The organism is Candidatus Schekmanbacteria bacterium RIFCSPLOWO2_02_FULL_38_14 (assembly GCA_001790855.1).
Taxonomy (GTDB): domain Bacteria; phylum Schekmanbacteria; class GWA2-38-11; order GWA2-38-11; family GWA2-38-11; genus 2-02-FULL-38-14-A.
In genome coordinates, this window is the sequence record MGDH01000034.1 from 1 (window position 1) to 13,878 (window position 13,878).

Consider the following 13,878-nt stretch of genomic DNA (forward strand, 5'->3'; position numbering starts at 1 on the left):
CTGCATTTCTATGCTAACAAACAAGAGGTCGCCTGAGGATGTAAAAATTATTCTTCAAAAAATAAGAAGCAGGCTTGAAATTCCTATGTCTGTTCTGATAACACCAACAATTCTTACACAAAAAGATATTGCAGATTTCAAAATGTGCGGCGCTGATAAGGTTGGAATTGCAATTGATACAGCAAAAGAGGAAATCTTTGAGATTCACAGGGGGAAAAACGTAAAGGGACCTCACAAATGGGGCAAATACTGGGATACGGTTGATGTATCTTTGAAGATTTTCGGAGAAAAAAATGTTGGGATACATCTGGTGGTTGGGCTTGGGGAGACAGAAAAAGAGATGCTGGAGGTAATCCAGAAGATATATGACAAGGGCGCCCTTTCGCATCTGTTTTCGTTTTTTGCAGAAAACGGCTCTCCTCTTGAATCAGTCTGCCAGCCTTCACTTGGCACATATTACAGGATACAGCTTGGGAGACATTTGATTCACGAAGGGATTGTTTCATTCAAAGATTTTTCATTTGATTCAAGCGGGAAACTTGTTTCATTCAATATCCCGCCAAAGATTTTTGATGAAGCAATCAGTTCAGGTTATCCCTTTATGACAAGCGGCTGTGCGGGAGAGGACGGAGAAGTCGCCTGCAACAGGCCTTACGGCAACTGCCTTCCAGGACCTGATATAAGGAATTATCCCTTTAAACCAAATGAAAACGATGTGGTGAGAATAAGGAGTCATCTTTTTGCAGACTGAACTTGCTGCCTTTTATAGCGACTTATCATTTGAAAAACTCCTCCAGAAAGCGAGGGAAATCTCGTGGAAGAATTTTGGGAAGAAAATCACCTTCTATCTTCCAGGAATGATCAGATATGGAAATGAAACAGGGCTTTATCCTGCCATATCAGTTACAGGTAAAAACTGCGAGCTTAAATGCGAGCATTGCAGTGGCAGGGTTTTGGAGCCAATGATTTCAGCCACAACCTCTGAATCCCTGTTAGAGATTTGTCTTCGTCTTAATGAAAGGGGATACATAGGGTGCCTTTTAAGCGGTGGAAGTGACTTGAAGGGTGTTGTGCCGTGGGATAAATTTGTTGATGCAATTGCTGAAATAAAAATGAGAACAAAACTTTCAGTATCAATTCATACCGGAATAATCAGCCTTGAAACAGCAAAGAGGCTTAGAGATGCAGGGGTTGACCAGGCATTGATTGATGTGATTGGCGATGATGAGACTGTAAGAAGGGTTTACCATCTTGAGAATGGAACAAGTCTTATTTATGATTCCTTAAAAGCACTGCATACAGCAGGAATTCCCATGGTTCCGCATATTGTTGTTGGAATTTTCTATGGGGAGATTAAAGGAGAAGTAAAAGCCATTGAGATGTTGAGAGAGTTTAAACTTAGGGCTTTGGTGATTGTTGTTTTCACTCCTTTTAAGGGGACTTCAATGGAATCAATTATCCCGCCGCCTCCAAAAGAGGTTGCGAAAATAATTGCCCTTGCAAGGATTAACCTTCCTGACACTATGATTTCACTCGGGTGTGAAAGAAACCGCGGCAGGGAAGGATTTGAGACTGAGGTTTTTGCAATAGATGCAGGGATAAACAGGATTGCAGTTCAGTCTGATTATGCAATCAAGAGGGCGCAGGAGTATGGTCTTGAAATAAATTACCAGAAAACTTGTTGTTCCATAAATAATTTAGTAGAGGGATAATAAAATTTTGAGCTTTTAGCAAAAATATTTTTCTTAAGGAGTAATCAATGCCAAAGAAACAAAAGGCTGGCCCTAAGATATTAGCCAGGGTCAAAAGCAAAAAAGGTTTTTGCACTGCAGGACATGAAATCGGAGATGAATTCATTCTCTCTCTTACAACACCTGAAGGTTTATGTGTTGACGCTTGTATATGTCTGGTGCAGAATATTCATAATTTGATACGTACCAAGGATAAATTCTGGGAAGATGCGGATGCAGTTGTTTGTGTTGATTGCCCTGATAAAGTAAACTTGGTTACCTTTGAACTGAAGAAAATTAATTTTAAATTGTAGCTGCAGAGCCTTGCTCTGCCTCTTATAACAAACACTGGAGGCTGACTTGATTGCCAAATCAGATAGTAAAAAAATCGTACAGATGATTGAAGAGGGAAGCGGATTCTGGACATCAAGCATTCTCATAGCTGCTAACCAGCTTGATATTTTCGATGCCTTGTCTTTAAAAAAGACTGCTCAGGAAGTTGCAAAAAAGATAAATGGAAAACTGCGAGGCACTGAAATCCTTCTCAATGCCCTTACTGCCATGGGATATATAAAAAAGGTCAATGAATTTTATATGAACACTCCTTTTTCTGAAAAATATCTTGTTAAAGGGAAAGAGACATATATGGGGAGCGCTTTAGGGCATTATTACCAGATGTGGAAGGACTGGGGAAACCTTGTTGACATAGTAAAAAATGGTTCAGGGGATATACAGTTTGAAAAAAAGTTTTTAGAAACTGATGCAAATCAGACAGAGGTCTTTATTGATACTATGTACCAGCTTGGACAGCAGGATTCTGTAACGCTTGCATCAAAGTTAGATTTAAAAGGGGTTAAAAGAGTCCTTGATGTAGGCGGAGGACCGGGGCATTACTCTTTTGCCATGATAGAGAAGAACCCGCAGATAAGAGCAACAGTTTTAGACCTTCCTCTGACGCTGAGAGTAACAAAGAAATATATCAAGAAAAGAAATATGACAGGAAAGGTAGATACCATTGAAGGAGATTTTACAAAAGATGATTATAGAAAAGGCTATGACCTGATACTACTTTCACATGTTCTTCACAGCAATTCTCTCAAAGACTGCCAGAAAATGATAAATAAAAGCTACAGGGCATTGAACGGTGGAGGAAGGATTGTCATTCATGAATTTGTTTTAAATGATGATAAATTTACGCCTCCTGATGCAGCAATATTCTCTGTGAATATGCTGGTTAATACAAAGGAAGGCGCTTCCTATTCAATTTCAGAAATAACTTCACTTTTAAAAAGCGCAGGATTTAAAAACTTCAGGCATGGCAGAGTTACAGAGAGGTCAGGTTTTGTGGTGGGATATAAGGAGTAGAGAGTTTGCTATCATAAAGGAAAAAGTAAAGAACCCCTCAGCAAGCTGGAGGGTATTCTGGCATATTTTTATAACACTGGAGGAAAAATGAAAACCAAAAGCAATGTTAGGGATTTGACAAAAGAGGAAATTGATTCATTTTTAAAAGGGCAGAAAGTCGGGACACTTGCCCTGACAGACGGAAAGACTGCATATGCAATACCTCTTGCATATTCCTATGATGAAGGGGTTGTGTATCTGACCCTTGGCGGCGGCGGAAGAAAGGCCGGTTATATTGAGGAAAACAAAGATGTATGTTTTTCTGTACACTGGCTTCCATCAGATTACGGCAGTGGAGGTAATTCATGGAAATCTGTTATTTGTGACGGTGAGCTTGTCAGGATAACCAACCCTGAAGGAATAACAAAGGCAATCAGAGTTCTGGAAAAGCATATGGGTAGGCCTGCAAATGCTCTTGATAATATTCTTACGATGACACTAAAAAAACCCATGGAATCAAGCTTCTGGAGCGTAAAGATTAAGAAGGCTGGAGGAAGGGGAGTTGAGAATTTCAAGGAAGAGTTTTCGGAATAGAGAATAATCAGGTTTCTATTGCTTCCTTTATCCGCTGTGCAGTCATTGGCAACTGGAAGAGCCTTGCTCCTGTTGCATCAAAGATTGCGTTTGCAATAACAGCACCCATGCAGGTGATTGCAGGCTCGCCTCCTCCCTGCGGAGGAAACTCTTTGTTATCAATTAAGACTGTTTCGATTTCCGGAAGCCAGGAAAAGCGTGGTATTTCATAGGTGTCAAAATTTAAATCAATAATCCTTCCTCCCCTGAAGCGGATTTCTTCAGAGAGTGCGTAGCCAAGCCCCATTGTTATGCAGCCTTCAATCTGCATCTTTGCCCCTTCGGGATTTATTACAAGCCCCATGTCCTGAACGCAAAGAATCCGTTTTACCTTTACCTGTCCTGTCTTTTTATCAACTTTAACTTCTGCCATTGTCACAACATATGTGCCTGAGTCAATGCTGCAGGCAATTCCGTATCCTCTGCTGCTTGGTGATTTTAAAGAAGCCCATCCAAACTTTTCTGAAGCAATTTTTATTGCATTAATCATTCTCTGGTCCTTCAGGTTATCAAGGCGGAACTGAACAGGGTCATTACCCGATTTTAAAGCCATAATGTCAATGTGTGATTCCCTTGCAAAGGTGCAGGTATTGACTGCAGGTGCGCGCCAGGGACCTGTTGCAAAGGGATGGGAACCTGGAATTCCCTGTGCAGGAACTGCTGATTTTACAACACCGAAAACCGATGAGCGCTGGTTCTGAATGTCATAAAACTGCTCGCTTCCTCTTTCACCTGCAAAATATACATTGAAATCCCAGTAAGAAATTTTTCCTGCAATTGTGGTTCCGGAATTTATTTTTATAATTGCTGCGGGGCGGAAGGCATCAAAGAAAAATTCTTCTTCACGGCTCCATGCAACCATAACAGGCTTTCCGACAAGCTTTGCAAGGCGCGCTGCTTCTGTTGCCTGCTGGTTAACTGTTTTTCCGCCAAAACCGCCTCCAAGAAATGGAGTTATTATGCGGATATTTTTGGATGAAATCTTAAGAGCATCTGCGACTTCTCTCTGAACAAGAAAGGGGGTCTGTGTTGATGCCCAGACAGTAATTTTACCGCCTTCCATCCGGGCAACTGCTGTGTGGGGTTCAATTGGTGCGTGGGCAACATAGCTGTTAAGATATGTTTCTTCAAAAAGATTTGATGACAGGCTTTTCCCTTTTTCAATATCACCATCCGTTGCCATAATTTTCCCTTCAGGGGCAACACCGAGGAGATGGCTGAAGATATTTTTTTCATCAACTTTTGTTTCAGGAATTTCAAATTCAGCTTTTATTTTTGCAAGGGCTTTTTCAGCCTCATCAGGATATTTGTGGAGGACTGCAATAAGGTCGTTGTCTTCTACCACAATGACATCTTTAATCTTCTTTGTCTCTGATGTGTCAATGTTTTTTAATTTTGCTTTGTGCGCAGGGGGTCTTAAAATCTTTGCGTATAGCATTTCAGGCAGGGTTATATCTCCTGCATATCTGGCTTTTCCTGTAACCTTATCTGATGCATCAGGGCGTTTTGAAGGTTTGCCAATTATGGAAAATTCCGACTGATTTTTTAATTTAAATTTTTTATCAAGCCGTTTTTCAATATTCTGTCCTTTTGCAATCTGTGCATAGCTTACGCTGTTTTCAGGTTTTTCTTTTTCAAAAATTATTCCGTTTTTTGTCACAAGGTTTTCTGCGGGGACTTTAAGATGCTCTGAGGCAAGTTCTATCAAAACCTGTTTTGCCTGTGAGGCTGCTTCCCTTAAAGGCTGGCAGAAGAAACGTATTGACATTGAGCCAAAAGTTCCAAGGTCCCATGGCGAGAGGTCAGTATCACCGAGAATCATATCAACCAGGTCAACTGCCACATCAAGCTCTTCAGCTACTATCTGGGCAAATGAAGTGATTATGCCCTGTCCCATTTCAATTTTGCCTGTAAAGCAGGTAACCCTGCCGTTTTCTCCTATTTTTAAAAAGGCATTTGAACCTGAAGGGTTTATCTGAAGTGCTCCTGCCCTGCGGATTATCTCCTGAAATGCTGAGGAATCGCGGTAAGAGAAAAAGATTATGATTCCTCCTCCGAATAGTTTCAGGAAATCTCTTCTCATGAGAGTGAAAGGAGATTTTATCTCTTTAAAATAAAGCTCTTTATATTCTTCTTTTCTCATCTCTTTTTTCCTCCCTTCATCTCTTTGGCAGCAGATTTGATGGCTTTGATGATTCTTGTATGTGAACCGCAGCGGCATAAATTTCCGTCCATTGCCTCTATGATTTCCCTGTCAGATGGATTAAGATTTTTCAACAGAAGGCTGTAGGCTGTGAGAATCATTCCAGAGGTGCAGTATCCGCACTGAAAGGCATTGTGTTCAATAAATGATTTCTGGAGGGGGTGGAGGTTCCCATCTTTTGAAAGCCCTTCAATTGTGATTACTTCCTTTCCTCTTACATCATTTACCGGGGTGGTGCATGATTTTACAGGTTTGTTATTTACAAGCACTGTGCAGGAACCACAGTGTCCCTGACCACACCCGTATTTTGTCCCTGTAATGCTAAGGTCAGTCCTCAGCACCCATAGAAGCATTCTGTTTCCGTCAACATTGAGGCTTACAGGTTCTCCGTTTAATTTGGACTTAATGGTTTCTATCATAAATATTTTATTTAAGATAAAATTTATAATCAGTGTATGTCAAACAAAAATATTTCTAATTGATTATTTTTTATCTTCGCCATATAAATAATCAAGGTTTTTACCTATATTGAAAGCTCCCCACAGCAAGCAGGCTATCAGACAATTCCATGTTTGTCATTGCGAGCGACCAAAGGGAGCGTGGCAATCTCATTAATAACAATGACATTTCTGAGATTGCTTCGTCGCTTCGCTCCTCGCAATGACATTGTCGGACAGCCTGCAAGCTATGGGGTTAGCGAGCGCTTTGCATTTTCCAAACATCAAGGAGGCTTAAGGCAATGAGCGAGAAAAAGAGCAGTTTTTTGGGAAAGTTTCTGAAATATCCTCTATCCGGTCAAGCATTGCGTTCATTTTAAAAAAAAACTGTAGACAAAAAAATAAATTAGTATAGGATTTTTTCCGGAGGCTTTCTCCTATGCCTTTAAAGAAATTCAAAAAACTTCCAGCTAAAAAGAAAACAAATTTCATCTCGCAGAAAATTACAAACATTCTTAAAATCCTCACTATCATTGATTCAGGGGAAAGAGTAACAACCCCAAACCTTTCAAGAGATAACTTTGTCAGTTCAGCTTTTGAATTTAATGGCGAGATTCTGTACCTGACAATTTTCCCATAACGAGGCTAGATTGTAAAGATAAGCTGGTGAATAAAGAATTGCAAAATGCCAAAATCTATGAATAATAAAAAGAGCAAATTTATGTGTAATATTTGAATCGATATAACTAGCAATCACTCATCAATAACAATGGGAAGAAATATAAGGAGAATTTTATATGCCAGACAAAAAACCAAGATTTGGAAGCTAAGAAGAGTGAAGAAGGGGGACGTTGTTGAAAAAGAACACTTTGCAATTGGTGTGAGATTGCGATAAGAGACACTCATGCCACGACAAGCAAGATTAGACGCACCCGGCACTCTGCATCATGTGATGATAAGGGGAATTGAAGGTTCCCCGATATTTAAAGGTGACGAGGATCGCAGTAACTTTCTTTTCCGCCTCAGCCATCTGGTTGAGACAACCGGAACTAAAATCCTTGCCTGGGTTTTAATGGACAATCATATTCACCTTTTGATTTTCAGTGGCTACCAGGGGATTTCCAAATTTATGCGCTGCCTTTTAACCGGTTATGCAATCAGCTTTAACCGGAAATACAGAAGGAGGGGCCATTTATTTCAAAACAGGTATAAGTCCATTGTCTGTGATAAAGAGACATATTTACTGGAACTTGTCCGTTACATTCATTTAAATCCCTTGAGGGCAGGGGTAGTGAAGGGTGTGAGGGGATTGGATCGTTACATGTGGAGCGGTCATAGTGTTTTAATAGGTAAGAATAAGAATGGCTGGCAGGAGAGAGAATATGTTCTCAGCCAGTTTAGCCATAAAGAAGGGAAAGCAATTCAGGGCTATTCAAGATTTATGGAGGAAGGTAAAGGTTTTGGCAGGCGTGAGGAGTTAGCGGGAGGAGGTCTGGTAAGAAGCCTTGGAGGCTGGTCTCAGGTGTTGTCTTTGAGAAGTAATAAAGAGAAGATGGAGTATGATTCACGCATTCTTGGAGGAGGAGATTTTGTTTCTAAGATTTTAACAGAGGCGGATAAGGGTTTAAAGAGGCAACTGAGGCTTGGGGAAAGAAAAGTTTTAGCTGAGCAGATGATTAAAAAGATATGCAAGCAGGAAAGGATAAATGAAGGAGAGCTTTGCAACGGCGGTCGACGCAGAAAGGTTTCAAGAATAAGGGAAAGGATATCATATTATTTAAGCCGCGAACTGGGAATGCCTTCAGCAGAGATTGCAAGGCAGTTGGGGGTTTGTACTTCAGCAATTGTTAAGGCCATCCAAAACGCGGAGGTTAAAATTGATAAGTGATAGTATTCATCAACGTCCCCCTTTTCTTCCCGGGGGCGGAAGTGATAGCGACGTGGCAATCTCAAATCCACCCTTCTCTCCGTCCATATTTTCGCTGATTCTACTTTTGCAGACAAAGGACGGAGATGCCCGTTCAAGGGGTGAGATGACTCAGTGGATGTCAGCAGCAGGATTTAAGGATATACAGTATAAAATTCTTGAGAAGAGAAGCGGTTCTTTTAGGAATACAGGATTTCTTGCAGGAGTGAAGAGGTAAACAAAATTAAAAATTGACAAATCTTTTTAAACAGCTACATAAATTAAAAAATTCTGCGCCCATAGCTCAAATGGATAGAGCGACAGACTACGGATCTGTAGGTTGGGGGTTCGACTCCTCCTGGGCGCGTTTAAAATTTTCAGATAGAATAAGAAAAGACAACGTCAGACTGTGTAAAAAGTCGATTTTTCAAAAATGCGAGCCAGTGAAATGTACAATAGGAGAGGGTTCAAGGGTTCGAGAGGGTTAATGGACAACCATAAAGTTGTCCCTACATAATTTGTTATGAATTTAAAAAAGCGAAAGAACCCAAGGCTAAAGAATTTTGATTATTCTCTTCCTCATGCCTATTTTATAACGATTTGTTGTAGAGATAAGAAAGAAATATTCGTAGAGGATAAGCTGAATAGAGAAGCAATAAAAATGTGCTAAATCAGGATTTTGGAGACCAGGCAAGAGAGTGAATAGTAGTTGGTGAGTTAGAGGATTGAGAAATTTAAAGCCCTTGTTCCTTCATAAAAAGGATAGATGAGGGCTTTTTTGAAAATGCATAGCGAGCGCATTCCCCGCAACTTGCTGTGGAAAACTTCAATATAAATCATACAGTTGAAGTTTCAACTTTTTCAATAGGAAGATTCTCGATGGTTATGTTTACTAAGTCTTTGAGTGATAACTTTTTACTTGCATCGAGGACTTCTATACCAACAATATGTCTTTTTTCATCAAGGTCAACTGTAATACCTTCTTCTATGTCTATATTATCAGACACGTAGGCTTCTCTGAGCTGGATATACAAAGCATCTGCCTCTTTATCATATTCTATTTTCAAGCTAATTCACCTCCAGCCTTTCTTCTTTTTTACAGCAGTTATCACTAGTATTCTATCTGCCTCTTGCTTATATGTTACTCTGAGAAATTTTTCGGAAATCTTTTTCCATACATTTAATCTGTTTTCTATTGAGGACTCAATAAAATCAGGAATATTTATTGCTGACTCAACCTCAGACTCTGTAATCCTGTGCCACATCATCCTCTTTTTAGCATGCCTTGTATATTTGATAGGCTGGTTATTCCCCATTAATTTTACGGTATATAGCAAAGGAGGGATTGTCAAGGCAAAATTGGGAAGAACAAACAGTTAGGGAATGAAGGGGGAGAAAAGGGAGATTGCTTCGCCGCTATCGCTTCTCGCCTGCCTGCGGTAGGCAGGCAATGACGCTCGTTATCCTCTTTTTAACAGCCTGTAACGACCTGTTTCTACAATCTTCTGAAAGATTCAATTTTACAGGCGTAGGTTTTAATCGAACAGGTGTCCCTACAATCTTTTAACAATCCTGAAATCAAAAATCTCATCTGTTGGAACCAGAGCTTTGATATATTTTAGTTCAACAAGCGCATTGACAAACTCTTTTGTAGAATTAATAAATTCATCTGTCAGATTGACAAAATATTTCGGGGAAATTTTATAAACCTCTCTTACAAAATCCTCACCGATAACTCCTATTAATTCTGAAACAGCTTTTGCAGTATTTCCGGAATCAGATTTAATCTCATCTGTAGCATCTTTGTGAAGCGATAAAAACTTCCTGAGAAGTTCAGGGGAGTTTTCAATCAGGTCATTCCTTGCAACAATTCCGTAACTCGGGCTGTTTTTCCACATTTTATCAGAGGGGATGAGAACTTTCCCGTTACTGAACTGCATCGCAGCAACAGCAAGCGAGGGAGTCCCCACTGCTGCGCAGATCTTTCCGTCTGAAAAATCATCAAGTATCAAATCAGCCCACTTAATGTTTTTCACTTCAATACCTTCAATCTTATATCTCTGAATCAGATTTCTAATAATTATATCGTGAATTGAACCCTTTGGCGGGGATGCTATTGTCCTTCCCTTAAACTGTTTTAATACTCCGGAAACTGAACCTGTTTCCTGAAGTGATTTAAAACTTTTTTGAGCAACAAGGAGCGAGCCTTCAACATGCCCCGCAGCAATGCACTTTATTGGAACCTTGTTAGAAACCCCTATGATTACCGGCGGAAGCCCGATGTAGCCGATATCAATTTCCTCATTCTCAAATCCCTTTACCTCATCAGGACCTGAGGCATAAAGTTTCCAGTTAACTTCTATATTTAATTCCTCTTCAACCCATTTCTTTGCAATAAGAAGTAACGAAGTGTGATAGGTGGTGGAGAGAAAACCAATGTTTAGATTATCCATTAATAAAAATTCCAAATTTCAAAATTGAAACTTCCCACAGCGTACAGACTGTCGGACAATGTCATTGCGAGCGTACGCGAAGCAATCTCTTTACAAATCTGAGATTGCCACGTCGCTATCGCTCCTCGCAATGACAGGCAAGCCTTTAAACTAACAAAGTTATTTTGAGCTTTGACATTTGATATTTAATTTATAAATCCCCTGAACTTCTCATACAGCTCCTTCAGCTTTTCCTGATAATACTCAACATTTTCATCCGGCTTGCCCTTATCCCATTCTAAAATCAGTTTGCTGTTTTCAAAAACCTTTACCTTTTTCCCTTTTCCGAAGACATAATACGAAATCTGGTCTCCGGGCTGGTATTTTCTTCCTGAAGCAAGGGCAAGTTCATAGATAGCAGACTGGTTCCGTTTTTTCTCATTAACCTTTTTCTGGTAACTTTCAGGCAACTCAGACAGAGTTGCAGTCTTGCAAAGCATTGTAACGGGAAACCCGTGCTTTTCTATTTTCTCAAGATAATTTTTATAGAGCTGCTCAATTTCTTTTCCTCTTTTATTAAGAAGAAGTCTTATCATCTCCTGCAGGAATTCTCTCTGAAATTTCTCAAGTCCCCTTGATTTTAATCCTGAACCCTTGATCACAACCCTTTCATCATAATCAAGAAGGGCATAATTCTTCATCTTGTAGCTCAGCATGGCTTTATACCTTCCGTCATATTCAGCATCAATTCCCGATGGAAGGCTTTCTGAGAGTCTTTCTATCAGATTTTCTTCATCCTCAACAGACTTTATATTCTCCGGAGGAACAAAATATATACCGTCAGTATCAATCTCAATTACCTCGCAATTATTTTTCGCAAGCCAGTCAATCATGGATTTTATTATCTCTCTTCCTCTTGCAGTAATCTCTGATGCCATTGCGTAGTCACTGAAATTAGAAAAGGATGTTGCAAGATAACCGTAAAAAGAATTTATGAGAATTTTAAACGTGCCCTGCAAAGCATCAAGATAATTTTTCTCTTTTTCGGATTTAGCTGCCTTCATCGCATCCTTTGCTTTTATGCGGAATTCCCTGATGTCCTGGAGGAGCGGAAGGAAAATATCAAGCTCATCATTTGACGGCTTTAAATCAAACCGGAGCATTATGGATGGGTAAAGAGACTGGACATCGCAGTGAATAACCCTCTCAATAACCCCCTCTTTAAAGATATCCGTATACCCGCCTTCAATTTGCCTTGCTTCAGAAGGGAGCTGCGGAACAGAATGCCTCATCCTTAAGTATTCCCTCAAAAAAAGGGAGTTTATCTTGGTGGCATTGCCGCGAATAATAACATTCTGGAATGAATACGGAAAAACCTGAGCCTGTATAAAATAGCTCCCGCTCAGCATCTCAGCCAAACCCTTTGTCTCTGCCACATCATCAAAGTTGTATTCCTTTAACAGTTCAGGCTCATGGTCATAGCAGTAGGCAATCTTTTTTCCTTCGATATATACCCTGTCCTTTCTTGCAAGATTAAAATGCCTTGCAACTTCTTTAAGGCCATATCCGTCAAGATCCCTGTTGGCAATGTCATAGTACTGGACAAGTATCCACGTATCAACAATGTGCCTGCCGTAGATTTCCCATTTAGGGTAATCAATGGTTCTTTCAGCAATATTCAGTCTTGATGCGTGGGATTTTGGCTCGCTTCCATCCCTCCCCCAGTTAAGCTTGACCTTATTAATCTGCGCCCTTACCTTTATATACTCAAGGTCAAACCTGAAAATATTATGCCCCTCTATGATATCAGGGTCACGCTCAAGAATTATCTTCCCAAGCTCTTCAATCATCTCTTTCTCAGGCATTTCCCTGCCAAAAAGCAATTTCTTCCATCCTGAGTTATCTGAAAGCCCGATTGATATGATTCTGTCCTTTTCTCTGTGCGGGTTTGAAAACTCAAAACCCTCCTCGCAGTAGGTTTCAATATCAAGCTGAAGCCGTTTCAATTCATCAAACGAAAGGGATTTAAAAAATGTTTTCCCTGTCCAGAGAAGGTATTGATGGACAGGGTCATTTAAAAAAAAATAGGGCGCTCTGGGACTTGAAGGATTCTCGCCTGTTTCTTTTGCCAGAAACTTTTTGGCATTGTTTGCTGAAGACCAGGACTGAAATCCTGCAACATATTTAAAAAAATTTTTTCCCTTAAGCTCAGTTATCTCAAAGGGCTCTTTAAACTTTTTTAAAAACTCAAATCTCTCAATCCAGATAAACGGGCGAAACTCCTCAGCCTCCCTGACAAGTTCCCCTTTTATCCTTCTGAAGATTTCAACCCTGCTGTCATCCTTTTGCTCTACAGCAACAATACCCGGCGTATTGTCACTGCCAAAAAGAACTTCGTTTTCATGGATTGATAATGATTTTATGGACATTTTCCTCCGATTAAATTTAAGAATTATTTAAAAGCTCAAATACCAGAATCCAAATACCAAATCAAGTTCAAATGAGGGGTTGAGGACAAGCCTATTGTGAGGAGATTCTACATCATACTCATGAATCATAACATTGCGCATGCTTATCATATCGTTCCATTCGTTTTAAATACCCTTATTTCATAAAGTGGATTTTATGTTTCATCTTCAGATGGAACGATCTTGTCAAGTTCTGCAATTAAGGGAGGAATATCTTCAGTTACTGTTTTCCACAGAATATCGAGGTTAATATTAAAATATCCATGAATAAGGCGATTTCTCATACTGATGATATTTTGCCATGGAATACGAGGCAATTCTTCAAGGCATTCTTTTGTGGCATTAGAAGCTGCTTCTCCTATAATTTCAAGATCTTTAACAATGGAAAGGGTTAACATTCTATCAGCTTCAAGTGAGTCCCTTGTTTTATTTTTCGCAAATTTTATAGCTTCTTTTGCGGCATCAAGCATATGGCGCAGGCGAATAGAATCATCTTTCTGCATATTGTACCTCTGAGGAATCAATCACCTTCTGTCTGAAATATTGACTTAAATCTTGTGGTGTTCTTAAATCAACTTTGTGCCCTAAAATTTCTGTTAGTTCGAGTTCCATACCTGCCAGTCTGATAAGTCCTGGAACATGTTCTGGATCGAATTCAACAAGAAAATCTATATCACTATCCGGTTTAAAATCCCCTCTGAGAACGGAACCGAAAAGCGATAATT

The 13,878-nt window shown here is 39.8% G+C and carries 16 protein-coding genes and 1 tRNA gene; 9 read left to right on the plus strand and 8 right to left on the minus strand.

The window, feature by feature from the left end; all coding sequences use genetic code 11:
• From A3H37_04950 to A3H37_04970, 5 genes are all read left to right on the plus strand, one after another.
• The coding region (locus tag A3H37_04950) for a hypothetical protein (GenBank protein OGL48732.1) at positions 1–751 on the plus strand (751 nt) is incomplete at its 5' end.
• Positions 741–1,712, plus strand: coding sequence for a hypothetical protein (locus tag A3H37_04955; GenBank protein OGL48733.1), 972 nt, complete (start codon positions 741–743; stop codon positions 1,710–1,712). The genes A3H37_04950 and A3H37_04955, both read left to right, overlap by 11 nt.
• A gap of 47 nt (positions 1,713–1,759) precedes the next feature.
• The gene (locus A3H37_04960) at positions 1,760–2,044 is read left to right on the plus strand and encodes a hypothetical protein (protein ID OGL48734.1); all 285 of its coding nucleotides are present in this window, start codon (positions 1,760–1,762) and stop codon (positions 2,042–2,044) included.
• 46 nt (positions 2,045–2,090) lie between these two features.
• Positions 2,091–3,095 (plus strand): hypothetical protein, encoded by a 1,005-nt coding sequence (locus tag A3H37_04965; GenBank protein OGL48735.1) that lies wholly within the window; start codon positions 2,091–2,093, stop codon positions 3,093–3,095.
• Positions 3,096–3,182: 87 nt separating this feature from the next.
• Positions 3,183–3,668 (plus strand): hypothetical protein, encoded by a 486-nt coding sequence (locus A3H37_04970; GenBank protein OGL48736.1) that lies wholly within the window; start codon positions 3,183–3,185, stop codon positions 3,666–3,668.
• A gap of 7 nt (positions 3,669–3,675) precedes the next feature.
• Here the strand turns inward: A3H37_04970 and A3H37_04975 are convergent, their stop codons facing one another.
• On the minus strand, positions 3,676–5,850 hold the full coding sequence (locus tag A3H37_04975) for a hypothetical protein (GenBank protein ID OGL48737.1): 2,175 nt from the start codon (positions 5,848–5,850) through the stop codon (positions 3,676–3,678).
• Positions 5,847–6,329 carry a ferredoxin gene (locus A3H37_04980; protein OGL48738.1) on the minus strand — a complete coding sequence of 161 codons (483 nt, stop codon included), beginning with the start codon at positions 6,327–6,329 and terminating at the stop codon, positions 5,847–5,849. The genes A3H37_04975 and A3H37_04980 overlap by 4 nt, the downstream gene beginning before the upstream one ends.
• Before the next feature lie 457 nt (positions 6,330–6,786).
• Between A3H37_04980 and A3H37_04985 the strand changes: the two genes are divergently transcribed.
• The 4 genes from A3H37_04985 (at position 6,787) to A3H37_05000 (ending at position 8,620) form a co-directional block, all read left to right on the plus strand.
• Positions 6,787–6,987, plus strand: a complete 201-nt coding sequence (locus tag A3H37_04985) for a hypothetical protein (protein ID OGL48739.1) — start codon at positions 6,787–6,789, stop codon at positions 6,985–6,987.
• Positions 6,988–7,251: 264 nt separating this feature from the next.
• Positions 7,252–8,235 (plus strand): hypothetical protein, encoded by a 984-nt coding sequence (locus A3H37_04990; protein ID OGL48740.1) that lies wholly within the window; start codon positions 7,252–7,254, stop codon positions 8,233–8,235.
• Complete coding sequence (locus A3H37_04995) at positions 8,225–8,491, plus strand: hypothetical protein (protein ID OGL48741.1); 267 nt, start codon at positions 8,225–8,227, stop codon at positions 8,489–8,491. The genes A3H37_04990 and A3H37_04995 overlap by 11 nt, the downstream gene beginning before the upstream one ends.
• Positions 8,492–8,546: 55 nt before the next feature.
• A tRNA-Arg gene (locus A3H37_05000) sits at positions 8,547–8,620 on the plus strand.
• A gap of 469 nt (positions 8,621–9,089) precedes the next feature.
• Here A3H37_05000 and A3H37_05005 read toward each other — a convergent pair.
• The 6 genes from A3H37_05005 to A3H37_05030 form a co-directional block, all read right to left on the minus strand.
• Positions 9,090–9,320 carry a hypothetical protein gene (locus A3H37_05005; protein ID OGL48742.1) on the minus strand — a complete coding sequence of 77 codons (231 nt, stop codon included), beginning with the start codon at positions 9,318–9,320 and terminating at the stop codon, positions 9,090–9,092.
• Positions 9,321–9,326: 6 nt separating this feature from the next.
• On the minus strand, positions 9,327–9,518 hold the full coding sequence (locus tag A3H37_05010) for a hypothetical protein (GenBank protein ID OGL48743.1): 192 nt from the start codon (positions 9,516–9,518) through the stop codon (positions 9,327–9,329).
• Between the two features lie 288 nt (positions 9,519–9,806).
• Positions 9,807–10,706 carry a hypothetical protein gene (locus A3H37_05015; GenBank protein ID OGL48744.1) on the minus strand — a complete coding sequence of 300 codons (900 nt, stop codon included), beginning with the start codon at positions 10,704–10,706 and terminating at the stop codon, positions 9,807–9,809.
• Between the two features lie 185 nt (positions 10,707–10,891).
• On the minus strand, positions 10,892–13,114 hold the full coding sequence (locus A3H37_05020; GenBank protein OGL48745.1) for a DNA polymerase II: 2,223 nt from the start codon (positions 13,112–13,114) through the stop codon (positions 10,892–10,894).
• A 194-nt stretch (positions 13,115–13,308) separates the two neighbouring features.
• Positions 13,309–13,656 carry a hypothetical protein gene (locus A3H37_05025; GenBank protein OGL48746.1) on the minus strand — a complete coding sequence of 116 codons (348 nt, stop codon included), beginning with the start codon at positions 13,654–13,656 and terminating at the stop codon, positions 13,309–13,311.
• Positions 13,643–13,878, minus strand: a 236-nt coding sequence (locus tag A3H37_05030; protein ID OGL48747.1) for a nucleotidyltransferase, incomplete at its 5' end; no start/stop codon positions are given. The genes A3H37_05030 and A3H37_05025, both read right to left, overlap by 14 nt.

What these genes read in the sequence shown, in the direction of transcription:
- A3H37_04985 (OGL48739.1), top strand. Translation starts at nt 6,787, where the DNA reads ATGCCTTTAAAGAAATTCAAAAAACTTCCAGCTAAAAAGAAAACAAAT.
- A3H37_04970 (OGL48736.1), top strand. Translation starts at nt 3,183, where the DNA reads ATGAAAACCAAAAGCAATGTTAGGGATTTGACAAAAGAGGAAATTGAT.
- A3H37_05015 (OGL48744.1), bottom strand. Translation starts at nt 10,706, where the DNA reads ATGGATAATCTAAACATTGGTTTTCTCTCCACCACCTATCACACTTCG.
- A3H37_04960 (OGL48734.1), top strand. Translation starts at nt 1,760, where the DNA reads ATGCCAAAGAAACAAAAGGCTGGCCCTAAGATATTAGCCAGGGTCAAA.
- A3H37_04980 (OGL48738.1), bottom strand. Translation starts at nt 6,329, where the DNA reads ATGATAGAAACCATTAAGTCCAAATTAAACGGAGAACCTGTAAGCCTC.
- A3H37_05010 (OGL48743.1), bottom strand. Translation starts at nt 9,518, where the DNA reads ATGTGGCACAGGATTACAGAGTCTGAGGTTGAGTCAGCAATAAATATT.
- A3H37_05020 (OGL48745.1), bottom strand. Translation starts at nt 13,114, where the DNA reads ATGTCCATAAAATCATTATCAATCCATGAAAACGAAGTTCTTTTTGGC.
- A3H37_04975 (OGL48737.1), bottom strand. Translation starts at nt 5,850, where the DNA reads ATGAGAAAAGAAGAATATAAAGAGCTTTATTTTAAAGAGATAAAATCT.
- A3H37_04990 (OGL48740.1), top strand. Translation starts at nt 7,252, where the DNA reads ATGCCACGACAAGCAAGATTAGACGCACCCGGCACTCTGCATCATGTG.
- A3H37_05025 (OGL48746.1), bottom strand. Translation starts at nt 13,656, where the DNA reads ATGCAGAAAGATGATTCTATTCGCCTGCGCCATATGCTTGATGCCGCA.